This window comes from Lentzea roselyniae (assembly GCF_039537795.1).
Classification (GTDB): domain Bacteria; phylum Actinomycetota; class Actinomycetes; order Mycobacteriales; family Pseudonocardiaceae; genus Lentzea; species Lentzea atacamensis.
In genome coordinates, this window is the sequence record NZ_BAABBE010000003.1 from 299,570 (window position 1) to 321,831 (window position 22,262).

Annotated in this window: 22 protein-coding genes; 11 read left to right on the forward strand and 11 right to left on the reverse strand. The window is 69.8% G+C overall.

The window, feature by feature from the left end; genetic code table 11:
- Nucleotides 1-99: 99 nt before the first annotated feature.
- From tatC to ABFX45_RS06915, 8 genes are all read left to right on the forward strand, one after another.
- On the forward strand, nucleotides 100-1,014 hold the full coding sequence (gene tatC, locus ABFX45_RS06880) for a twin-arginine translocase subunit TatC (protein WP_109640373.1): 915 nt from the start codon (nucleotides 100-102) through the stop codon (nucleotides 1,012-1,014).
- Nucleotides 1,011-1,871: a diacylglycerol kinase family protein gene (locus tag ABFX45_RS06885; RefSeq protein WP_346128418.1), complete on the forward strand. Its 861-nt coding sequence runs from the start codon at nucleotides 1,011-1,013 to the stop codon at nucleotides 1,869-1,871. The genes tatC and ABFX45_RS06885 overlap by 4 nt, the downstream gene beginning before the upstream one ends.
- 43 nt (nucleotides 1,872-1,914) lie before the next feature.
- The gene (gene htpG / locus ABFX45_RS06890) at nucleotides 1,915-3,756 is read left to right on the forward strand and encodes a molecular chaperone HtpG (protein ID WP_112229549.1); all 1,842 of its coding nucleotides are present in this window, start codon (nucleotides 1,915-1,917) and stop codon (nucleotides 3,754-3,756) included.
- Nucleotides 3,757-4,020: 264 nt separating this feature from the next.
- Nucleotides 4,021-4,152, forward strand: coding sequence for a hypothetical protein (locus tag ABFX45_RS06895; protein WP_346128420.1), 132 nt, complete (start codon nucleotides 4,021-4,023; stop codon nucleotides 4,150-4,152).
- Nucleotides 4,127-4,657 carry a DUF222 domain-containing protein gene (locus ABFX45_RS06900; protein ID WP_346128422.1) on the forward strand — a complete coding sequence of 177 codons (531 nt, stop codon included), beginning with the start codon at nucleotides 4,127-4,129 and terminating at the stop codon, nucleotides 4,655-4,657. Before ABFX45_RS06895 ends, ABFX45_RS06900 begins: the two co-directional genes overlap by 26 nt.
- A gap of 268 nt (nucleotides 4,658-4,925) precedes the next feature.
- Entirely contained in the window at nucleotides 4,926-7,664 is a 2,739-nt protein-coding gene (locus tag ABFX45_RS06905; protein ID WP_346128424.1) for a DEAD/DEAH box helicase, read from the forward strand.
- A 108-nt stretch (nucleotides 7,665-7,772) separates the two neighbouring features.
- A complete protein-coding gene (locus ABFX45_RS06910) occupies nucleotides 7,773-8,450 on the forward strand; it encodes a DUF4333 domain-containing protein (protein WP_109640205.1) in 678 nt (225 codons plus the stop codon).
- A 129-nt stretch (nucleotides 8,451-8,579) separates the two neighbouring features.
- Nucleotides 8,580-9,749: a GNAT family N-acetyltransferase gene (locus tag ABFX45_RS06915; RefSeq protein WP_346128426.1), complete on the forward strand. Its 1,170-nt coding sequence runs from the start codon at nucleotides 8,580-8,582 to the stop codon at nucleotides 9,747-9,749.
- Here ABFX45_RS06915 and ABFX45_RS06920 read toward each other — a convergent pair.
- A complete protein-coding gene (locus tag ABFX45_RS06920; protein WP_109640202.1) occupies nucleotides 9,746-10,690 on the reverse strand; it encodes a 5'-3' exonuclease in 945 nt (314 codons plus the stop codon). The genes ABFX45_RS06915 and ABFX45_RS06920 overlap by 4 nt on opposite strands.
- Before the next feature lie 28 nt (nucleotides 10,691-10,718).
- Here ABFX45_RS06920 and ABFX45_RS06925 point away from each other — a divergent pair, with 28 nt between their 5' ends.
- Entirely contained in the window at nucleotides 10,719-11,840 is a 1,122-nt protein-coding gene (locus tag ABFX45_RS06925) for a M24 family metallopeptidase (protein WP_112229553.1), read from the forward strand.
- The gene (locus tag ABFX45_RS06930) at nucleotides 11,837-12,283 is read left to right on the forward strand and encodes an Lrp/AsnC family transcriptional regulator (RefSeq protein ID WP_109640200.1); all 447 of its coding nucleotides are present in this window, start codon (nucleotides 11,837-11,839) and stop codon (nucleotides 12,281-12,283) included. Before ABFX45_RS06925 ends, ABFX45_RS06930 begins: the two co-directional genes overlap by 4 nt.
- A 4-nt stretch (nucleotides 12,284-12,287) precedes the next feature.
- On the opposite strand, the gene ABFX45_RS06935 is transcribed toward ABFX45_RS06930, so the two are convergent.
- Complete coding sequence (locus tag ABFX45_RS06935) at nucleotides 12,288-12,851, reverse strand: hypothetical protein (protein WP_346128428.1); 564 nt, start codon at nucleotides 12,849-12,851, stop codon at nucleotides 12,288-12,290.
- A gap of 27 nt (nucleotides 12,852-12,878) precedes the next feature.
- On the opposite strand from ABFX45_RS06935, the gene ABFX45_RS06940 reads away from it, so the two are divergent.
- Nucleotides 12,879-13,346, forward strand: coding sequence for a winged helix-turn-helix transcriptional regulator (locus ABFX45_RS06940; RefSeq protein WP_233440079.1), 468 nt, complete (start codon nucleotides 12,879-12,881; stop codon nucleotides 13,344-13,346).
- Here ABFX45_RS06940 and ABFX45_RS06945 read toward each other — a convergent pair.
- The 9 genes from ABFX45_RS06945 to ABFX45_RS06985 all read right to left on the reverse strand — a co-directional run bounded on the left by ABFX45_RS06945 (nucleotide 13,273) and on the right by ABFX45_RS06985 (nucleotide 22,238).
- Nucleotides 13,273-13,893, reverse strand: coding sequence for an ATP-binding cassette domain-containing protein (locus tag ABFX45_RS06945; RefSeq protein ID WP_233440078.1), 621 nt, complete (start codon nucleotides 13,891-13,893; stop codon nucleotides 13,273-13,275). The two genes, ABFX45_RS06940 and ABFX45_RS06945, sit on opposite strands and share 74 nt — an antisense overlap.
- The gene (locus ABFX45_RS06950) at nucleotides 13,869-14,468 is read right to left on the reverse strand and encodes an ABC transporter ATP-binding protein (RefSeq protein WP_233440077.1); all 600 of its coding nucleotides are present in this window, start codon (nucleotides 14,466-14,468) and stop codon (nucleotides 13,869-13,871) included. The genes ABFX45_RS06945 and ABFX45_RS06950 overlap by 25 nt, the downstream gene beginning before the upstream one ends.
- Complete coding sequence (locus tag ABFX45_RS06955; RefSeq protein WP_346128432.1) at nucleotides 14,465-16,909, reverse strand: ABC transporter permease; 2,445 nt, start codon at nucleotides 16,907-16,909, stop codon at nucleotides 14,465-14,467. Before ABFX45_RS06955 ends, ABFX45_RS06950 begins: the two co-directional genes overlap by 4 nt.
- A gap of 108 nt (nucleotides 16,910-17,017) precedes the next feature.
- Entirely contained in the window at nucleotides 17,018-17,884 is an 867-nt protein-coding gene (locus tag ABFX45_RS06960) for a hypothetical protein (RefSeq protein ID WP_346128434.1), read from the reverse strand.
- A 17-nt stretch (nucleotides 17,885-17,901) separates the two neighbouring features.
- Nucleotides 17,902-18,894: a proline racemase family protein gene (locus ABFX45_RS06965; RefSeq protein WP_109640195.1), complete on the reverse strand. Its 993-nt coding sequence runs from the start codon at nucleotides 18,892-18,894 to the stop codon at nucleotides 17,902-17,904.
- Nucleotides 18,891-19,784 carry a dihydrodipicolinate synthase family protein gene (locus ABFX45_RS06970; RefSeq protein ID WP_109640194.1) on the reverse strand — a complete coding sequence of 298 codons (894 nt, stop codon included), beginning with the start codon at nucleotides 19,782-19,784 and terminating at the stop codon, nucleotides 18,891-18,893. The genes ABFX45_RS06965 and ABFX45_RS06970 overlap by 4 nt, the downstream gene beginning before the upstream one ends.
- Nucleotides 19,781-20,971 (reverse strand): NAD(P)/FAD-dependent oxidoreductase, encoded by a 1,191-nt coding sequence (locus tag ABFX45_RS06975; protein ID WP_109640193.1) that lies wholly within the window; start codon nucleotides 20,969-20,971, stop codon nucleotides 19,781-19,783. The genes ABFX45_RS06970 and ABFX45_RS06975 overlap by 4 nt, the downstream gene beginning before the upstream one ends.
- Nucleotides 20,968-21,162: a 2Fe-2S iron-sulfur cluster-binding protein gene (locus tag ABFX45_RS06980; RefSeq protein WP_109640192.1), complete on the reverse strand. Its 195-nt coding sequence runs from the start codon at nucleotides 21,160-21,162 to the stop codon at nucleotides 20,968-20,970. Before ABFX45_RS06980 ends, ABFX45_RS06975 begins: the two co-directional genes overlap by 4 nt.
- Nucleotides 21,159-22,238: an NAD(P)/FAD-dependent oxidoreductase gene (locus ABFX45_RS06985; protein WP_346128438.1), complete on the reverse strand. Its 1,080-nt coding sequence runs from the start codon at nucleotides 22,236-22,238 to the stop codon at nucleotides 21,159-21,161. Before ABFX45_RS06985 ends, ABFX45_RS06980 begins: the two co-directional genes overlap by 4 nt.
- Between the last annotated feature and the right edge of the window lie 24 nt (nucleotides 22,239-22,262).

Consider the following 22,262-nt stretch of genomic DNA (forward strand, 5'->3'; position numbering starts at 1 on the left):
GACTTGTAAGGGACGGTTGGCGAGGTGGCAGGTCCGTTCCGGTGGTTCGCCGAGCGCCGGGAACGCGGCAAGCGCCGTAGGGGCAACCCCGACGGCACGATGTCGCTCAAAGAGCACCTGTACGAGCTGAGGTACCGCCTCGGCCTCGCGATGCTGGTGATCGCCATCGGTGCGATCTTCGGCTTCATCTGGTTCCAGGTGCGGCTCGGCCCGATCCCGTCGCTGGGCGACATCCTGACGGGGCCGTACTGCCAGGCCGACCTGGCGCCGTACCGCGCCGACATCACCAAGGACGGCCGCTGCGCGCTGCTGCAGACCGAGCCGTTCGAGATCTTCCTGGTGCAGCTCCAGGTCGGCACGGCGGCGGGTGCGGTGCTGCTCAGCCCGCTGTGGCTGTACCAGATCTGGGCGTTCATCACGCCCGGCCTGTACGCGAAGGAACGCAACTTCGCGCGGGTGTTCGTGGGCATCGGCGCGTTGCTGTTCATCGCCGGCGCGGTGCTCGCCTACCTCGTGGTGCCCGAGGGCCTGAAGGTGCTGCTCGGCTTCGGCAGTGGCAACTGGACCACGGCGCTCACGGGTAGCAAGTACATCAACTTCGTGATCACCATGCTGTTCATCTTCGGCGTGAGCTTCCTGCTCCCGCTGGTCGTGGTGATGCTCAACCGCGCGGGCGTGGTGTCGTACGAGCGGCTGTCGAAGTGGCGGCGCGGCCTGATGATGGGCCTGTTCGTGTTCGCCGCGATCGCGACGCCCGGCACCGACCCGATCTCGATGGTCGTGCTGGCGCTCGCGCTGGTGCTGCTGTTCGAGATGGCGATCCAGCTCGCGCGCATCCACGACAGGCGCAAGGCCAAGCTGCGCGCGGCCGAGGGCTGGGACGCGCTCGACGACAACGAGGCGGCGCCGTTCGACTACACGCCGTCCAACGACGACGGCAACATGCCTGGTGAGAAGGTCGAGCCCGCCGCTTCCGAACCCGCGAAGCGCGTGAACTACGACGACGCCACGTGACGCGGGCAGCCCTGCTGGTCTGCCCGGCGTCGGGCAAGGGGCGGGCGGCCCGCATGGCAGGGTCGACCGCCGCCGCGTTGCGCCCGCACGTCTCGTCGCTGACGCAGCTGGTCGCGCACGACGCGGAGGGCACGCTGGCGATGGCGCGCGAGGCCGTCGCGTCCGGGGTCGACCTGCTGGTAGTGCTCGGTGGTGACGGTGCCGCTCACCTGGGCATCCAGGCGTGCGCGGGCACGTCGACGGCGCTGGGGATCGTGCCGGCGGGTACCGGCAACGACCTGGCCACCGCGATCGGGTCGGCCTCCGTCGACGACGTGGTGTTCGGGACCCGCAAGAAGCTGGATCTCGGCCGGTTGTCGACCGGGCAGTGGTTCGCGACGGTGCTGTGCGCGGGGTTCGACTCGGCGGTGAACGAGCGGGCGAACGCGATGCGCTGGCCCGCCGGTCCCCGCCGCTACGACCTGGCGATCCTGGCCGAGCTGGCGTCGCTGCGGTCGGCGCCGTTGCTCGTGACGACGGAGAGCGACACGTTCTCGCTGGACGCGACGCTGGTGGCCGTGGGGAACACGCCGAACTACGGCGGCGGGATCCCGGTCTGCCCCGCCGCGGACGCGTCGGACGGGCTGTTCGACGTGACGGTGGTGGAGCACGCCAGCCGGTCGATGCTCATGCGGATGCTGCCGACGTTGCGCACGGGCCAGCACACCGAGCATCCGTCCGTGCGCACGTTCCGCGCGCGTGAGGTGTCGTTGTCCGGTGGCAACGGATGGATCGCTTACGCCGACGGCGAACGCCAGGAGGCGCTGCCCGTCTCCGTTCGCACGGTTCCAGGCGCTCTCACAGTTGTGGGCCGCTAAATTGTAGGGCTGTTCGTACCGCTTTCTGTTTCGGTGGGGATTCATGGAGACGCTGGAATTTCAGTCCGAGGCGCGTCAGCTGCTGCAGCTGATGATCCACTCGATCTACTCGAACAAGGACACGTTCCTGCGCGAGCTCGTGTCGAACGCCTCGGACGCGCTGGACAAGCTGCGGCTGGAGTCCTTCCGCGACAAGGACATGAAGGTCGACGTCGACGACCTCCACATCGTGATCGAGTCCGACCCGGCCGAGCGCACGCTGACCGTGCGCGACAACGGCATCGGCATGACGCGCGAGGACGTCGTGCGGCTCATCGGCACGATCGCGAAGTCGGGCACCGCGGAGTTCCTGCGCCAGCTCAAGGAGCAGCAATCGTCGTCGTCCGACCTGATCGGCCAGTTCGGCATCGGCTTCTACTCGTCGTTCATGGTGGCCGACAAGGTCACCCTCGTGACGAAGTACCCGCACGCCGAGAAGGGCGTGCGCTGGGAGTCGACCGGCGAGAGCACGTACACGATCGACGACGTCGACGACGCGCCGCAGGGCACCTCGGTCACGCTGCACCTCAAGCCGGCCGACGACGAGGACCGTCTGCCGGACTACACCGAGCCCGCGAAGATCCGCGAGATCGTCAAGCGCTACTCGGACTTCATCACCTGGCCCGTGCGCCTGGGCGGCGAGGAGATCAACTCCCGCAAGGCCCTGTGGGCACGCCCGGCCTCCGAGGTGACGGAGGAGGAGTACGCGGAGTTCTACCGCCACATCAGCCACGACTGGAACGCGCCGCTCGAGACCATCCGCATGCAGGCGGAGGGCACCTTCGAGTACCAGGCCCTGCTGTTCCTGCCGTCGCAGGCGCCGCTCGACCTGTTCATGCGCGACAGCAAGCGCGGCGTCCAGCTCTACGTGAAGCGCGTCTTCATCATGGACGACTGCGCCGAGCTGATGCCGGAGTACCTCCGCTTCGTGAAGGGCGTCGTCGACGCCGCCGACCTCTCGCTGAACGTGTCGCGCGAGATCCTGCAGCAGGACCGCCAGATCCAGCTGATGCGCCGCAGGCTGGTGAAGAAGGTCCTCTCGTCGATCAAGTCGCTGCAGTCCTCGCGCCCTGACGACTACGCCAAGCTGTGGCGCGAGGTCGGCGCGGCTCTGAAGGAGGGCCTGCTCTCCGACTTCGACAACCGCGACGCCATCCTGGAGATCTGCTCGTTCGCCTCGACGCACTCCGCGGACGAGCCGACCACCCTGGCTTCCTACGTCTCGCGGATGAAGGAAGGCCAGGAGCACATCTACTACATGACCGGCGACTCTCGGGTCGCGGTCGAGAAGTCGCCGCACCTGGAAGCGTTGCGCGCCAAGGGGTACGAGGTCCTGATCCTCACCGACCCGATCGACGAGATGTGGGTCGACGCCGTTCCCTCGTTCGACGGCAAGCCGTTCCAGTCCGTCGCCAAGGGACAGGTGGACCTGGAGACCGACGAGGAGAAGTCGGCGAACGAGGCCAAGGCGGCGGAGTTCGCGGACCTGCTCTCGTGGATGGGCTCCGCGCTGTCGGAGGACGTCAAGGAGGTTCGCCTCTCCTCGCGTCTGACGACCTCTCCGGCGTGCGTTGTCGGCGACTCGCACGACATCACTCCCACGCTGGAGAAGATGTACAAGGCGATGGGGCAGGAGCTGCCGAAGATCAAGCGGATCTTGGAGCTCAACCCGTCGCACCCGCTGGTGGAGGGGCTGCACAAGGCGTTCGCCGGTGGGGAGCGGGAGTCGCTCTCGGACACGGCTGAGCTGATCTACGGGCTGGCGTTGCTCGCCGAGGGTGGGGAGCTGGCTGACCCGTCTCGGTTCGTGAAGCTTGTCGCGGATCGGGTGCAGCGGACGTTCTGACGGCTGGTGGCCCGGTTCGCCTCTTGGCGGGCCGGGCTTTCGGCGTTCCAGGGTGGTTGTGCGGGCTTTGACGGGCCGGGCCATTTCATCGCCGGCGTCCGCGGGCACGATGGCACCGCCGGCTCACGCCATTACCGCTTGCCCGGTGGTGCATTGCCCTTTACGGCTTGCTTCGCCGCGAAACGCGGTTTGATCGGGCCGTTCACCCGATTGTGTATGCCCTGATCTGTTATCTTGTCGTGATCTTGCGGTAGATCAGAACGCGTGAGCGACACCCGACTCCTCTCCACCGACGAGCTGCTGCGCGGCATCGTCGACGAGATTACGGAAATCCGGGTTCGCGAACATTCCGTGATGCAGAATCGCGGACTTGGATCGGCGTGGTGCCGCGGCTGAGCTGGGTTACCAGGATTTGCCGCACGTGTTGCGGCACGCGGTGCGCTGGGATCGGAAAACCGCCAGGCAATGGGTCACCCGCGCCGCACTGCTGGTTCGAGAGATCACCCCCGCGGGTAGCGTGCTCGAGCCTGAGCTTCCCGTGGTCGCCGCGGCGGTGGCGGAGGGCGCGTTGTCGATCGAGCATGTCGCGGTGGTCGCCGAGGTCATGAAGGCCCTGCCCGCCGAAGTCGAGGCGCCTGTTGTCGGCTTCGCTCGTGAGTATGAGCCCAGTGCGGTGCGGGCGTTCGGCAAGGAGCTGGCCTACCGGTTGTTCCAGAACATAACCGCGATGGTGAAGCCGAGCGGTAAGGGGCAATGCCACGCCGTCCAACCGGTAATTCCCGGAACCCGAGCGCCCTACGTGCCCACGTACGCTGGCGATTGGGGCTTGACTCCGGGTGCGAGGTGCTACCGTATCGGATCGGCCGGGCGCTTTACATGCCCGGCTTTTTCAGGCCGATGAGCGCCTCGCAAGGGCCCCGAGGTCAAGCCTCAATCGCTGTCGTCGTGAAGCGGCGATGAAGTGACCCGGCCCGTCAAGGCCTGCGCAACCATGCTGGAACGCGACCCAACCGCATCGGCGAGCCCTCCGCTGGAACCGGAACGCACCAACGCAAACCGACCCGCCGCCGAGGCGAACCTGCAACCCCAACCCTCTCAATAACTTCAGTGTTTACTGAAGTTAATCTATCTCGGCGGCGATTGTCGGTGCGATGTGAAAGCCTGAAGAGGTGTCACGTGCTTCGCGGTCCCCGGCCGAGGCCTACGCCGACTCCCGGCGCAGCGCTCAGCGGCCCAAGCTGACCGACTTCGGCTCCGTCGTCTCGTTCGAGCTGGACCCGTTCCAGCGCCAGGCCTGTGAGGCTCTGGAGGACGGTCACGGAGTGCTCGTCTGCGCCCCCACCGGTGCCGGCAAGACGGTGGTGGGGGAGTTCGCCGTGCACCTCGCGCTGAGCGAGGGCCGCAAGTGCTTCTACACCACGCCGATCAAGGCGCTGTCCAACCAGAAGTTCGCCGATCTCACCGCGCGCTACGGGGCGGAGAGCATCGGCCTGCTGACCGGTGACACGAGCGTCAACGGCGGGGCTCCGGTCGTGGTGATGACCACCGAGGTGCTGCGGAACATGCTGTACTCGGGTTCGTCCACTCTGGACGGACTCGCGTACGTCGTCATGGACGAGGTGCACTACCTCGCGGACAGGTTCCGCGGTCCCGTGTGGGAAGAGGTGATCCTGCACCTGCCGGAGCACGTGCAGGTCGTCGGTCTGTCCGCGACGGTCAGCAACGCCGAGGAGTTCGGCGAGTGGCTGGTCGAGGTGCGCGGTGACACGACGGTCGTCGTCGACGAGCACCGGCCCGTGCCGCTGTGGCAGCACATGATGGTGGGCAACCAGATGCTCGACCTGTTCGAGGGCGACGAGACGCACGCGCGGATCAACGCCCAGGTGCTGCGCAAGACCGAGGAGCTGACTCGGTACCACGTGCCGTTCAGCCGCGGGCGCAACCGCAACGGGGGAGGCAGGCCGCCGCGCAACACCGGGTACAAGCCGCCGTCGCGCATCGACATGATCCAGCGGCTCGACGGGGCCGGGCTGCTGCCGGCGATCGTGTTCGTGTTCAGCCGGGCCGGGTGTGACGCGGCTGTGGCTCAGACGGCGCGCGCCGGGCTGCGGCTCAACACGCCGGACGAGACCGAGCAGGTTCGCCTGATCATCGACGAGAAGACGCGGGACCTGCCAGAGGCCGACCTCATGGTGCTCGGGTACTGGGGGTGGCGTGAGGCGCTGGAGCGCGGCATCGCGTCGCACCACGCCGGATTGCTGCCCGCGTTCAAGGAGACGGTCGAGGAGCTGTTCGTCCGCGGGCTGGTCAAGGTCGTGTTCGCGACCGAGACGCTCGCGCTCGGCATCAACATGCCCGCGCGGACCGTGGTGCTCGAGAAGCTCGTCAAGTACAACGGCGAGGCGCACGTCGACCTCACGCCGGGCGAGTACACGCAGCTCACCGGGCGTGCGGGGCGTCGTGGCATCGACGTCGAGGGGCACGCGGTCGTCGTCTGGCAGCCCGGGATCGACCCCAAGGCGGTCGGCGGGCTCGCGTCCACGCGCACGTACCCGCTGCGGTCGAGCTTCCGGCCTGGCTACAACATGGCCGTCAACCTCGTGCACCAGCTGGGCGCGTCGGCGGCGCGCGAGATCCTGGAGCAGTCGTTCGCGCAGTTCCAGGCGGACAGGTCTGTCGTCGGGCTGGCGCGCCGGATCGACCGCAACAAGGACGCGCTCGCGGGCTACGCCGAGTCGATGACGTGCCACCTCGGCGACTTCGCGGAGTACGCGTCGCTGCGCCGCCGGGTCGCGGACCGCGAGAAGCAGCTCGCCAAGCAGAACACCAACGCGCGCCGCATCGAAACGGCCAAGTCGCTGGAGCGGCTGCGCAAGGGCGACGTGATCGCGGTGCCGTCCGGGCGCAGGTCCGGGCTCGCCGTCGTCATCGACCCCGGCCTCGAGCCGCTGGGTGAGGCGCGGCCGCTGGTCGTCACCGAGGACCGCTGGTCGGGCCGGCTCACGTCGGCGGACTTCCCGTCGCCGGTCGAGGTGCTGGGCCACATCCGGCTGCCGCGGCAGGTGGACGTGCGTTCGCCCAAGTCGCGGCGCGACCTCGCGTCGTCGATCCGCAACACCGGCATCGCGGTGCCGGCGCGTGGCCGCAAGAAGACCACGGCGGACGACGACCCCGAGCTCGCGACGCTGCGCCGGGCCCTGCGCTCGCACCCGTGCCACGGCTGTGACCAGCGCGAAGACCACGCGCGCTGGGGTGAGCGCTACCACCGGCTGCTGGCCGAGACCGAGCAGCTGGAGCGCAAGGTCGCGGCGACCACGCACTCGCTGGCACGCCAGTTCGACCGCATCCGCGCGTTGCTGCGCGAGCGGGGCTACCTCAGCGAGAACGACGAGGTGACCCAGGACGGCATGCGTCTGACCAGGCTCTACAGCGAGTCGGACCTGCTCGCCGCCGAGTGCCTGCGCAACGGCGTGTGGAAGGGCCTCAAGCCGGAGGAACTCGCGGCCGTCGTGTCGTCGCTGGTCTACGAGGCGCGCCGGGACGGTCCGGTCGAGGCGCGGCTGCCGCAGGGGCCGGTGTCGGACGCCATGCTCACGACGGTGCGGCTGTGGGCGGAGATCGAGGACGACGAGCGCCGCCACAAGCTGGAGCGCATCACCCGGCAGCCCGATCCCGGGTTCGCGTGGCCGGTGTTCCGGTGGGCGCGCGGCGAGTCGCTGGAGAAGGTGCTGAGCGCCGCCGAAGCGGGCGGCAACGAGCTCGGCGCGGGCGACTTCGTCCGTTGGTGCCGTCAGGTGATCGACCTTTTGGACCAGATCCGTGATGTGGTCGGCCGAGCGGATCCGGTCGGCGCCGCCGCGGCGAAGGCTGTCGACGCGCTGCGGCGCGGTGTTGTGGCGATGATGTGACCCGGAGATTGACGCAGGCCTGACAAAGGTTTTGCGAGTCGGAGTGAAGACTGACGTCAACGGTGTGGTTGGATCGCGCCGCAACGTCGTACACACGGAGGTCGACAGATGAGCAGCCCGTACGGACCGTCCGGAGGGAACGATCCGCAGCAGCCCTGGGGCCAGCAGCAGCCGCAGCAGCCCTATGGTGGCGGTTTCCCTCCCGGCACACCGTCCGGCGGCTTCCCGGCTCAGAACCCTTACGGCCCGCCGCAGCCCCAGCCGGGCCAGCAGCAGCCGTACCCCGGTTTCGATCCGTCGCAGCAGCAGACGCAGCAGTACGGCGTGCCCCCGCAGCCCCAGTCGAACCCGTACGGCACGCCCGTGCAGCCGGACCCCTACGGCCAGCAGACCCAGCAGTACCCGGGCCAGCCCAACCCGTACGGGCAGCAGCCGGGCTTCGGCCCGCCGGTTCCGCCGAAGAAGAAGTCCAGCGCGGCCATCTGGGTCGCCGCCGTCATCGTCGTGCTGCTCGTGGGTGGCGTGCTGTTCTGGGGCTTCGTCTCGCCGGCCGGCTTCAAGAAGAAGATCTTCGACAACACCGCCGTGCAGACCGGCATCGTCCAGATCCTGAAGGACGAGTACAAGATCTCCGACGTCGGCAGCGCCACCTGCACCGGTGAGAACGAGGTCAAGCCCAACACCTCGTTCGAGTGCAAGGTCCAGGTCGGCGGCAAGGACAAGAAGGTCAAGATCGTCGTCAAGACCGAGGACGGCGAGTACGAGGTGGGCCAGCCCACCGGCTGATCTCCGCAGCGGCACCACTGATCTCCGTTGACCTCCCCCAAGGACTTCCTGACCTTGGGGGAGGTGCCGTTTCCGGGCGAGCGGAAACTGAGGTGCGCGCGCGGCCGGGCGTGAGCCACCATCGCGGACGTGACCGACATCCGCGTGCTCAGCGACGAAGCGCAGTTCCGGGCCCACACGACTGTGTTCCGGCGGGCGATGCACTGGGGGCCTCCCTCGGACGACGACTGGAAGGTCGTCCAGCCCTCCTACGAGCCTGATCGCGTGCTCGCGGCCTTCGACGGGGACGAGATGATCGGCACGACCCAGTCGTACGCCTCCTCTCTAGTGGTGCCCGGTGGCGCCGTCGTGCCGCACGCCGCAGTCTCACGCGTGGGCGTGCGTGCCGACTACACGCGCCGTGGCGTGCTGACCGCCCTGATGCGCGAGCAACTCTCGTCGTTGCCGGACCCGGTGGCCACGCTGCGCGCCTCCGAGGGCCGCATCTACGGCCGTTTCGGCTACGGCCTGGCCGGGCGGTGGCGGACCGTCGAGGTCGACGCCAAGCGTGCGGTGATCCCGGGCGAGATGACCGGCCGCGTGCGGATGCTCGACCAGGACACCGCCGACAAGCTCCTGCCGGAACTGCACGAGGCCCTCGGGCTGTCGCGGCCGGGTCAGATCAGCCGATGGCCTGGCTGGTGGGCGCGGGCACGCGATCGCAGGAGCGTAGCGGAGAACTCGGTCACCGTCGTCCACAGTGGACCGGATGGTGACGACGGTTTCCTGACGTACAAGGTGACCGAGGAGAAGGACTTCAAGCACCGGATGTCCATTGCGGACTTCGAGTGGGCGAACGACGACGCCTGGCGCGACCTGTGGATCTACGTGACGCGACTGGACCTGGTCGACCAGATCGAGGACGACGTGTCGCTCGACGACCCGGTGACGTGGCTGTTCGAGGACCCGCGCGTCGTGCGCACCAAGGACGTGTTCGACGAGATCTGGTTGCGCCTGGTCGACGTGCCCCGCATGCTCCAGGCCCGCACCTACGGAGCCGCCGAGCCGGTCGTGATCGGGGTGCGGGACAGGCTGCTGCCGGCCAACGACGGCTGCTATCGGGTGTCGCCGCACGGTGCCGAGCGCGTCGAGGAGCAGGCCGACCTCACGATCCCGGTCGACCTGCTCGGCGCCGTGTATCTCGGCGACACCACGTTCTCGCAGCTCGCGGCCGCCAAACGGATCTCGGGTACCCGTCTCAGGGACGCCGACGCGTTGTTCGCGGTGGACAGGAAGCCGTACTGCGGGACGTTCTTCTAGGCGCGGCGCTCCATCGCGTTGACCAGGCGCGGCACCGAGCTGCCCAGCCCCCAGCGCTGCGTGAGCTCACGCAGCCGCTCCGGGTCCGCGGGCACGCGCGGCACCGCGTCGTCGCGGTCCAGGACCACGGGGGCGTCCAGCGCGGTGCGCACGACGGTGGGTGCGGCGGCCAGGTAGTCCTCGGCCGCGATCAGGGCGTTGCGGGCCTTGGTGGTGAGCTTGCGGTCCATCGGGTCGGTGACGGCCTTGAGCAACGCCTCCAGCGAGCCGAACTCGGTGATGAGCTTGGCCGCGGTCTTCTCGCCGATGCCCGCCACGCCCGGCAGGCCGTCGGAGGGGTCGCCGCGCAGCACGGCCATGTCGGCGTAGGCGGAGCCGGCGTTCTCGACCGGCACCGAGTACTTCGCCGCCAGTTCCTCGGGGCCCAGGACCTCGGCCTTGTTCCAGCCGCGGCCCACGTAGACGACGCGCACTGGGGTGGGCTCGAAGCGGACGACCTGGAACATGTCGCGGTCGCCCGTGACCACCTCGACGGGCGACACGGTTTCGCGGTGGGCGAGTGCGCCGATGACGTCGTCGGCCTCGTAGCCCGCCGCCTCGCCGGTGCAGATGCCCGCGGCGTCGAGGACGTCGAGGATGATCGGGATCTGCGGGGTCAGGGTGTCCGGGACCTCTTCGGAACCGTCGTCCGCGTTCTCGGCGACACGGTGCGCCTTGTAGGACGGCAGGGCCTTCACGCGGAACTCGGGGCGCCAGTCGGCGTCCAGGCACGCGACCAGGCGGCCGGCGCCGCGGTCGGTGATGACGCGGGCGATCGTGTCGACGAACCCGCGCACGGCGTTCACCGGCGTGCCGTCGGGCGCGGTCATCGAGTCCGGCAGCGCGTAGTACGACCGGAAGTAGAGGCTCGCGGAGTCGAGCAGCACCAGGGGAGAGCTCACGAGTGGACAAGCTACTAGGCTTTCGACCATGGCAACGATCACCGGGCCCATCGACGTGTCCGCGCTGCGTGCGCGGCTTGACCGCGCCTCCGCTGCCGCCGAGCAGGCGGGCGTCGACGCCCTGCTCATCTCTCCCGGCTCGGACCTGCGGTACCTGATCGGTGCCGGTGGCGACTCCTTCGAGCGCCTCACCTGCCTCGCGCTGCCCGTGGGCGGCACGCCGACGCTGGTCGTGCCGAAGCTGGAGCAGCCCGGTTACGCGGGCATCCCGACCGACGAGCTGGGCGTCCAGGTCGTCACGTGGGTCGACGGCGAGGACCCGTACGCGCTGGTCAAGGCCGCGATCAAGGGCACGAGGACCGCCGTGGCGGACATGATGCCCGCGCTGCACACCATCAAGCTCGGCCAGGCGATCGGCGGCGCGCAGACCCTCGCCGGACCCATCATCCGCGAGCTGCGGATGCGCAAGGACGCGAGTGAGATCGCCGCCCTGCGCAAGGCCGGTCAAGCGATCGACCGCGTGCACGCGCGCATGGGTGAGTTCCTGCGTGTCGGTCGCACGGAGAAGGACGTCGCCAAGGACATCGCCGCCGCGATCGTCGAGGAAGGCCACACCTTCGCCGACTTCGTCATCGTCGGCTCCGGGCCCAACGGCGCCTCGCCGCACCACCGCGACTCCGAGCGCGTGATCGAGGCGGGCGACGTCGTCGTCATCGACATCGGTGGCCCGGTCGCCGAGGGCTACAACTCCGACTCGACCCGCAACTACGTGATGGGCGAGCCGAAGCACGACGACGTCCGGGACACCTACGCCGTCCTGCAGGCCGCGCAGCAGGCCGCCGTCGAGGCGGTGAAGCCGGGCGTGACCTGCGAGGAGATCGACGCCGTCGCCCGCGGGATCATCGCCGACGCGGGCTTCGGCGAGTACTTCGTGCACCGCACCGGGCACGGCATCGGCCTCGACGTGCACGAGGAGCCCTACATCGTCAGCGGCAACTCGCTGCCGCTGGAGGCGGGCATGTCGTTCAGCGTCGAGCCCGGCATCTACCTGCCCGGCCGCTGGGGTGCTCGCATCGAGGACATCGTCGTCGCCACCGAGAACGGCGTCGAGTCCTTCAACAACCGACCTCACGAGCTGGTGGTGCTTTGACCCTCGAGCAGATCGACAGAGCGATCCTGAAGGAACTCGCCTCGGACGGCCGGTGCAGCTTCACCGACCTGGCCGAGCGGGTCGGCCTGTCGGTGTCGGCCGTCCACCAGCGCGTGAAGCGGCTGGAGCAGCGCGGCATCGTGAAGGGCTACGCCGCCCGCCTGGACGGCACCGAGATCGGCCTGCCGATGTCGGCGTTCATCTCGCTCTTCCCGATCAACCCCTCCGAGCCGGACGACTACCCGAAGCGCCTCGAGCACCTTCCGGAGATCGAGGCCTGCTACTCGGTGGCGGGTGACGCCTCGTACGTGCTGCGCGTGCGGGTCGCGTCGCCGGTGGCTCTGGAGGAGCTGCTGCAGAAGATCCGGGAGTCGGCGAACGTGTCGACCCGCACGACCGTGGTCCTGTCGACGCCGTACGAGGACCGGCCGCCGGCGGTCTGAGCTATCAGGTCCGGCGGTCGACCGCGATCCAGTTGGTCTCCCAGGACGCACCGCCGTCCTGGGAGAACGCCTGCTCGAACGTCGCCCGGTCCCTGCCGTGCCGGTGGATCAGGAACCGCACCTTGATCGGGCGCCCGCCGAGCTCGTCGTCGCCGTAGAACTCGCCTACGCCGTCGCGGAACCCGCCGTACACCGACGGGGTGAGCAGTCCGTTGCGGATGTTGACGAAGGTCAGGCTCCAGCGCTGCGCCTGCGGCTCGTAGAGGCGCATGCTGAGGCCCTCGATCCGCCCCGTGGGCCCGGCGATCTTCAGCTCGACGACGTTCGCCCGCCGGTCGAGCAGCGGGCGCACGACCGACGTGCCCGCGAAGTGGAGCCATTCGTCCTCGGTCTCCGACAACGGATCGGCGAGCACCCGCACGTCCGAGTGCCAGCTCCCGATCTCCCAGTCGAAGTCCCGCTGACCGTCCGCGACGTCGGCCGACGCCGATCCGGTGAGCGCGAGAAGTGCGAGACACGCGACCAGAATTCGCGTGTGTGGCACGGTGAGCAGCCTGCGCATGTTCATGACTCGACTGTCGACGGAGCGATCACCATGAACAAGAAGGCACCTCCAGGTAACCTAACGCGCCCCAACCCGCTTCCCGGCTGCCCGATGGCGGCGGCGTTCGCGGCGATCGGCGGGAAGTGGAAGCTGACGCTGGTGTACTGGCTCGCCCACGGCGAGTCCCACTTCGCCGGTCTGCGCCGCCGGGGTGCGCCGATCACGCCCAAGGTGCTGGCCGAGCAGCTGCGCGAGCTGGAGGCCGACGGGCTCGTCGAACGCGTGGTGACCGGACCGGTCCCGGCACCCGTCATCTACCGGCTCACGCCCTACGGGACCACGGTCCTGCCCGTCGTGGAGAGCGTCCGGGTGTGGGGCGAGACGCACCTGCAGCGCACCCACGGTGAGACCGCCGTCAACGAGGCGATGGGCTGCGCCCACCCGATCAGCTCTGAACTTGCCCGTCAGCCAGCACCAGTACGCGATCAGCCACCGCATGCACAGCGTCGTGGTGCGTAGCGATCAGCACCGCCGCACCTTCGTCCGCGACCCGCCGCAGCAACCCCACCGCGGCCACCGCGCTCTCGGCGTCCAGGTGGGCCGTGGGCTCGTCGGCGAGCAACGCGGCAGGCCCGGCCACCACCGCACGCGCCAGAGCCGCCCGTTGCTGCTGCCCGAACGACACCTGGCCCGGATACCGCGCCCCCAACGCCCCGATGCCCAGCTCCGCCAGCAGTCCGGGCACCCCGTCGACCGCGCGCCCGGCCAGCCGCAACGGCAGCGCGACGTTCTCCTCCAGCGTCAGCTCGGAAGCGAGCCCCAGCGACTGCGGCAGCACCGCGCAGGCCGACCACGGGGCCGGCCCCGGCAGCACCGAGCCGCGGTCGGGGAAGTCGAAGCCGCACAACAACGACAGCAACGCGGTCTTCCCCGAGCCGGACGGCCCGCTCAACGTCACCAGCTCGCCCGCGGACACCTCCAGGTCCACGCCCCGCAGCACGGAGACGTCGCCGAAGGCCCGGTGCACCCCGGCCGCCCGGATCACGACGCCGCCAGGGGAACGCACAGGTCCGCCAGCTCGACCAGCCGCGGATCGTGTGAGGCCACGACCGCGGGCACGGGCAGGGACGCCAGCGTCTCCAGGACCAGATCGGCTGACCGGACGTCGAGCTGCGAGGTCGGTTCGTCCGCCACCAGGACGGAAGCCCCGCGCGCCAACGCACATGCGAACGCCAGACGTTGTTGCTGCCCGCCGGACAACGCGCCGATCCGCCAGGCGCCCGATCCGCCCAGCCCCAGCCGGTCCAGCAACGACAGGTCGGTGGCCCCGGCCGCGCGCAGGTTCTCGCCGACGGTGAGGTGTGAGATCAGGTTGTCGGCCGGGTTCTGGAAGACGACCGCGATCTCCTTGCGCCGCAACGATCTCAGCTCGGACCACGACAGGGCCGACGTCGGCCGGTCGCGCACGAAGACCTCGCCGGCGGACGGCCGTTCGACCAGGGACAGCACCCGCAGCAGCGTCGACTTGCCCGAGCCGGACGGGCCGGACAGCACGGTGAGGCCGGGCGCGATCGCCAGCGACATGTCCGAGACGGCGCGCACCGGACCGTAGGACACCCCGACGCCACAAGCGCGGATCACCTGAGCAGCTCTCCCATCCGCGCGGTGCGGACACCGCGCAACGCAAGCCACGCCGCCACCACGACGACCAACAGACCGCACAGCACCATCGAACCGAGCAACGGCACCAGGTCGGGCAGCACCGGCGCGGGGTTGAGCCACGGCGCGGGATCCAGCCGCGGCACCGCGAACTCCATGCTCACGAACGACGCCACCGCGCCGATCGCCACCGCCAGCGACGCCAGCGCGCCGACTTCGAGCAGATGGCTGGACCACAACACCGACGGCCGCATGCCCATCCGGGTCGACAGCGCGCCGGACACGGCGTTCTGGCGGCGGCGCACCTCGATGGCCAGCAACAGCGCGACCGCGGCCACCACGGCCAGCACGAAACCTATCGCGGCCACGAAACCGAACGTCCACTCCACGGTCAGGAACGGCAACCCGTCGAGCACGCGAGCCCGGTCCGCGACGTTCGTATAGTGGACACCCGCCGCCTGCAACGAAGAAGTGAGCGCCGCCAACGGCAACGACGACCACAGGTGCCACGAGCCCACCTGCTCGACGGCGGGCACCGACTCCCGCGCGAGCACGTAGCCCCGCGTGCCGAGCTTCGGGAACACCGGCAGCGACGCCACCGGCTTCACCAGCGGCAGTCCGGGAATCTGGATCTCCTGGTTCGCCGCACGCCCGATCCGCAGAGCGGGAGCGGTGTCGCCGGTCCGGCGCAGTCCGGAAAGCAGCGAGCGCACCGAAGCGGCGTCGTCCACGAGGGCCGCGTCCGTGAACGTGGCGGGGTCCACGACCAACGCGCCCGTGCTCACGCCCACGAGAGTTGTGTTGCCCCGCAACGACGACGGCAGCGTCACCCGTCCGAGCGCGATGTCCTGCGACACCTGCACCGTGCTGTTGGCGCCGACGAACACGCCGGACTTCGAGTCCAATGCCGACTTCTGCGCGCCCGCGACCGCACTGCCCACCGCGATGGTCCCGACCGCCAGCACACCCACCAGCACCACACCGGTCACGGGCCCCACCGCGGCCGCCAGCCGGCGCACCGCCAGCTGGGCGGCCGGAACCCGCCACCACTGCACGCGATGCGACCAGGCGAGCGACCACCGCAGCAGCCTCGTCGCGAGCAATGCCGCCGCCAGCACGACCAGCAGCGGGAACGTCAACGCCGCCACGTCGATCCGCGGCAGCTCGCCGCCTTTCAGGGTCGTGCCCAACCCGTTGCGGGACAGGCGAACCCACGCCAGCACCGCCAGCGCGGCGACGACCAGCTCCCAGGGCACGACCGAGAGCCGCCACGAGCGCGCCCGCCGCTGGAACGTCCGGTGCGCCCGCCAGCACGCCACGAGAACCGTCACCGCCAGCGACGCGGCGACCACAACCAGGACGTGGCCCAGCGCCACCCAGAGCGTCCCAGGGGCCAGCACAGCGCCAGGTGCGTACAGCGGCAACAGCAACCGGGCCGCCACCAGTCCGAGCAACCCGCCGGCCACCAACGGCAACCCGAGCTCCAGCACGCCGCGGAACCCGAGCGCGAGCGGACCGGCCCCGCGCACCCACAGCAGCCGCAGCTCGGAATGCCTGCGCTGAGCCCATTGCACGGTCACCGTGCCGACACCCGCCAGCCCCACGAGCACGCTGATGATCACCAACGGCAGCAGCGCGGACGAGACGTTGCGCTCGGAGGTCCGCGCCGCCGTGATGGCGGAAGTCAGCACGTCCGTCCGCGTCAACGGCAGCCCGAGCGAGGTGACGAGCGCGTTCCCCCTGTCCCGCAGCGCCTCCGCCTCGGCGAGCGTCGACAGCGGCTCGACGGGGAACCGCAGCGACACCGAGGCACCGGACGAGAACTCCTGCGGCAGCGAGGAAAGGTCCGAGACCTGCGGCACCCAGATCACCGACGTGCTGGCACCGTCGCCGCCCAGCGGGTTCGGCACCACGGTCTTCGCCTCCGAACACCACCACCCGGACACCGGATGCGCCAGGTCGGCGTAGATCGCGCTGACCACCAGCGGCGAGCCGGTCAGCCGGTCGCCGACCTTCACGCGCGCCGCCGTGGCGATCGTCTGCGGCACCCAGAGTCCGGTGCCGCCACCTTCGACGACAGTCAGGTGCGACAACGCTTCCGGCCGGTACCCGAACCGTCCGTAGGTCGCGAGGCCGTTGAAGTCAGGACGCCCGATTCGCGTGTAGACAGCACTCAACGGGCTCTGCGAGGACATCGTGACAGCGCTGGCGAGCGGCAGCTGGTCCCCGTCCAGCGAGGGGTGCACGGAATGCGGGCAGATCCGATCCTGCTGGTACGCCAGAGCCGCGCTGCCCGCGGAGGACGAGTGCAGCACGGCCGCGGCCACCACGAAGCCCAGCAGCAACGTCGTCGCGATGCTCACCACCAACGTGAGCGGACTCGACAGCGCCGCTCTGGGCGCGGCTCTCCACGGCACCTGCACCAGCGCACGCTAGCTGGCGTTTCCCGGTTTGGGGAGCCTTCAGGAGGTAACGGAACGCATGACGCCGAACCTGGCTCCGAACGGATCAGCGAAGTCGGTGGTGAGCATCTAGGCCCACTTCCAGCGGATGCCGATCCAGTTCACGGACACGTTCGTCTCGAAGTGGTGCACGGAGTTCGTGTGGTCCAGCGCCAGGTCGATCGTCCGGTGCGGCTCCGCCTCCTGCCAGTCCTGCAGGTACACGTGCGGGTCGGCGGGCAGCGCGGCCGGGTCGAAGTGCACCTCGATCAGGCTCTGCGCGAGGAAGCACCGCACGCCCTGCGCGTGCTCGAAGCTGTCGAGCAGCGTCGGGTCGTGGATGACGAACTCGAACACCCACGTCTCACCCGCCGCCAGCGGTCGGTCGAACAGCAGCTCGTCCACCGTCACGTGCTCGGCCTCGTTGCGCGCGGCCCGTCCGGCCCGGCAGTTCCGGATCGGCTCGTGCCGGACTTCGGACATGTGCACGGCGTCGTCACAGAAGTAGTGCGCGTAGAAGCGGTCCACGCCGTCCTGGCGCGCGCGGGCGACCATGCTCACGTGGATGCGTGACGCGTGCCGTTCGGCGTCGACGAAGACCCTGTCGTGGCGGGAGACGATCTCCAGGTCGTTGGTGTTGAAGCCGGGCATCATGCCGGGGACGACGTCCGGCCAGCCGCTCGGGTCCGAGCGTTCCAGGAGGGTGAGCAGCGAGCGGGACGGCACCTCCAGCAGGTCCTCCAGCACCGACACGGCCCTGAGCGACTTCGGCGAGACCGGGCGGACCCGGCCCTGCTGCCAGTCGCTCAGGGTCGACAGCGCCACCGCCACGTCCTGCTGCGCGAGGCGTAGCCGGAGCCGTTCCAGGGTGAGCCCGCGGCGGCGGATGGCCGCGCGCAGGGCCGAGTGGAACGGTCCGATGCGCAGGAGCGCTTCAAGACTTGGTGTCGTCGTCACGGCACCGAGGGTAACGACTAGAGCGAGAACCCCTCCGGGAACGGATCGGTGGCATCGAGGAGGTACTGCCCCATGCCGGTGATCCACGCGCGACCGGCCACAGTGGGCACCACCGCCGTTCGGTCTCCCAGCGGCACTTCCTCCAGCAACCGGCCGATGAACCTGGTCCCGATGAACGACTCGTTGACGAAGTCTGCACCGATTCCGAGCTCACCGCGCGCGTGCAGCTGGGCCATCCGGGCGCAGGTGCCCGTGCCGCACGGGGAACGGTCGAACCAGCCGGGGTGGATCGCCATCGCGTTGCGGGAGTGGGCACCGTCCTGGCCCGGCGCGGTGAACTGGACGTGCTTGCAGCCGCTGATCGCGGCGTCCACCGGGTGCACCGGGCGCTTGACCGCGTTGATCTGCTCCATGATGGACAGTCCGGCGGCCAGGACGCGATCCTTCTCCGCCCGGTCGAACGGGATGCCGAGCTGCTCCAGCGGGAGGATCGCGTAGAAGTTGCCGCCGTACGCCATGTCGTAGCGCACCTCGCCGAGTCCCGGCACGTCGATCACCGCGTCCAGCTCGTGCGCGTACGCCGGGACGTTGCGGATCGTCACGAGCTTCGTGCGGGTGTCGTAGTCGGCGAGCACCAGCCCGGCCGGGGTGTCGAGGCGGACGGTGGTGACGGGCTCTGTCACCTCGACCATGCCGGTCTCCACCAGCACCGTGGCCACGCCGATCGTGCCGTGGCCGCACATCGGCAGACAGCCGGACACCTCGATGTAGAGCACGCCCCAGTCCGCGTCCGGGCGGGTCGGCGGCTGCAGGATCGCGCCGCTCATCGCCGCGTGGCCGCGCGGCTCGTTGACCAGCAACCGCCGGATGTGGTCGTGGTTCTTGATGAAGTTGAGCCGCTTGTCGGCCATGGTCTCGCCGGAGATCACGCCGACGCCGCCGGTGATCACCCGCGTCGGCATGCCCTCGGTGTGCGAGTCGACCGCGCTGAAGTACTTGGCGAACCTCATGACGTTGCCAGCTTCATGTCAGCCTCGATCTGGGCGCGCTGTTCGGCGGACAGAGGCCCGCGCGGGGGACGGCACGGACCGCCGTAGCGGCCGACGAGGTCCATCGAGTACTTGATCGCCTGGACGAACTCGGTGCGCGAGTCCCAGCGGAACACGGGCACGAGGCGTTCGTACATCGTGCGGGCCTCGGTCAGCTTGCCCGCCAGTGCCAGCTCGAACAGCTCGGTGGACTCGGCCGGGAACACGTTGGGGTAGCCCGCGAACCAGCCCGTGGCGCCCATGAGGAGGCTTTCCAGCACCACGTCGTCGGCGCCGGCCACGACGGTGAGGTGCGGGGCGGCGGCCTTGATCTCCAGCACGCGGCGGACGTCGCCGGAGAACTCCTTCACCGCCACGACGTGCTCGATCTGGCCCAGCTCCGCGATCAGGTCCGGCGTGAGGTCGACCTTCGTGTCGATCGGGTTGTTGTAGACCATGATCGGCAGGCCCGCCTTGGCGACCTCGCGGAAGTGGTGCACGACCTCGCCGCGGTTCGCCCGGTACATCGTGGGCGGCAGGCAGAGCACGCCGTCCGCACCGTCCTCGGCCGCCAGTTCGGCCCAGTGGCGGGCCTGATGCGCACCGACGCCGTGCACGCCGATGACCGCGATACCGCGCCCCTTGACGGCGGCGATGGCGGTCTGGGCGACCTCACGGCGTTCGGCGTCGGTCAGCGACGAGTACTCGCCGAGCGACCCGTTGGGGCCCACGCCGCGGCAGCCGCTCTCGACGACCCACCGGCAGTGCTCGGCGAACTTCTCCAGGTCCGGGCGCAGTCCGGCCGGGGCCTTGGGGTCCTCGGCGTAGGGGAGCGCGGTGGCGACGATGACGCCGTCCAGGCGTTCGGTCATGAGTTCTCCTCCGGGAGTGCGGCGAGTTCACCAAGGGGGATCGGGACCGCGATCACGCGGCGCTGGCCGTCGAACGGAATGCCGGTCAGCTCGGACGCGTTGCGGGCGCAGATCCGGCCCTGGCAACGGCCCATCGCGACGCGGCTGGTGAGCTTGAGCTCGCGCATGCCGGTGGCATCGCCGAGGTCCTCGAGGCTGACCTTCTCGCAACGGCACACGGTGGTGTCGGGGTGCAGCCACGTCTTCCAGCCCGGCTGGATCGCGTGTGCTCGCGCGAGGGCCTGGGCGAACAACCGGCCCTTGCGCACGGCCTCGACCGCTTTCGGCGGCGGTTCCTGGTGGGCCGCGGCGGCTCCGGCGACGACGCCCTCGGCCTCGGCCAGATCCGCGCCGCCGATGCCGGTGACCTCGCCGGCCGCGTAGATGTTCGCGAGCGAGGTCTGCTGGCGTTCGTCGACGTCGAGGAAGTCGTTGGTGCGCTTGGCGTCCGGCACCAGGTCGGTGCGCGGGAGGAAGCCGTAGCCGATGCACACCAGGTCGGCCTGCTCGGTGCGGTGGCTGACCGGGCGCCAGTGGCGGTCGAGCTTCGCGACCGTGACACGGTTGCCGTTCTTGGCGACCACCGCGGTGCGGGTTTCCAGGCGTGACAGCACTTTCCGGTAGCTCCCGAGCTCGGCGATCTTGTGCCGGTTCGCCAGCACGGCCCTCGCCTCCCGCACCCAGGCGAGCGGTGAGCTCGCCTCGTAGACACCGACGAGGGTGGCGCCGAGTTCCTGCAGCGCGGTGGCGACGGGCAGCAGGAACGGGCCGGTGCCCGAGACGATCACGCGTTCGGCGAGGGTGACGCCCTGCTTCGCCAAGGCTTGCGCGGCACCTGCGGTGATCACGCCGGGGCCGTCCCAGCCGGGGAAGGGCAGGGGCCGGTCGTAGGCGCCGGTGGCGATGATCAACGCGTCGAAGTGGAGCTGTCGAGGTCCTCGCAGATGGAGGGTCTGGTTCTCGACGAGCCACGCCTCGGTGTTCTTGAGATGCGTGACACCGCTGTGGCTGAACCTGGCTCGCCCGCGCAGGAACTGGCCGCCCGCCTCGGGTTCCGCGTCGACCAGGACGACCTCGGCACCCGCGTCGGCGGCGGTTCTGGCGGCGGCCATCCCGGCGGGGCCCGCACCGACGACCACGATCCTCATGGCTGCGTCCAGGTCCGGGTCCTGATCACGTCGCCGTCGCGCAGCTGGTGGCGGCACGCACGGACCTCGGGAACACCGTTGATCTCCGCGACGCAGCCGAAGCACACGCCGATGCCGCAGAAGAACCGTCCCGGCAACAGTTCCGCGACGTGGCCGACCTCGCGTTGGAGGCCGTTGAACGTGACCTTCACACCATCACCTCCGGACGGCTGACGCGGAACGGGTGGGGATCGACGTGCGGGGTGGCGCCGGTGAGCAGCTCGGCGAGCAGGCGCCCGGTGGCGGGAGCCAGACCGACGCCCGCGCCCTCGTGGCCCGTGGCGTGCCAGAGGCCCGGCGTGCGGGGGTCCTCGCCGATGATCGGCAGGTGGTCCGGCGCGTACGGGCGGAAGCCTCCGTACGCGCGCATGACCGGAACGCCGGCCAGCATCGGGAAGAGCGCGATCGCTCTGTGTGCCAACGCTTTCAGCACCCTGCTCTCGATCGTGTCGTCGAACCCCTTGCGCTGGCGGCTCGACCCGATCAGCACGGTGCCGGCCTGCGTCGACTCGACGACGCCGGACGTCTGCAGGTCGGCGTCGCCGCTCGCGACCGCGCCGACGTAGTCCGCGTCGTAGACCTTGTGCCGGATCGCGCCGGGGAGCGGGGTGGTGACCAGGACGACGCCGCGCCGGGGCAGCACGTTGACGCCGAAGTGCCGCGCCCACGGGCCGGTGGCGTTGACGACGGCGCCGCAGCTGATCACGCCGTCGGTCGTGGTCACGCTCCGGCCGTCCGTTGTGGACACCTCGGCGTTGATGATCCTGATGCCGCGCAGCAGGGCTTTCGTGGCCTTGACCGGATTCAGCTGGGCATCTTGCAGGTAGTGGACCGCCGCCGTGATCGCGGGGTTGAGGTGCGGTTCGTGGGTCAGCGCCTCCGCCGCGGTGAGCTCGCAGGCGTCGATGCCCGCCGCCCGTTGCTTCGCGGCGAACGCCTTGAGGGGCTCGGAGGCGTCCGCGGTCATGGCGACGACCAGCCCGCCCTTCTCCTCCCACTCGGCGTCTTCCGCGAGCTCCGGCCACAGCTCCCGGCTCGCCTTGGCCAGTTCGAGCTCTGGGCCCGGCTCCTTGTCGCTGACCAGGACGTTGCCCTCACCGGCAGAGCTGGTGCCCGCCGCCGGTCCGGCACGGTCGATGACGACGACGTCGAGCCCGCGTGTCTTCAGCGCCTGCGCGCACGCGGCCCCGATGATGCCCGCTCCCACGACCACGACGTCCGGGTTCATCGCCACCTCCGTTCATTAGAATGA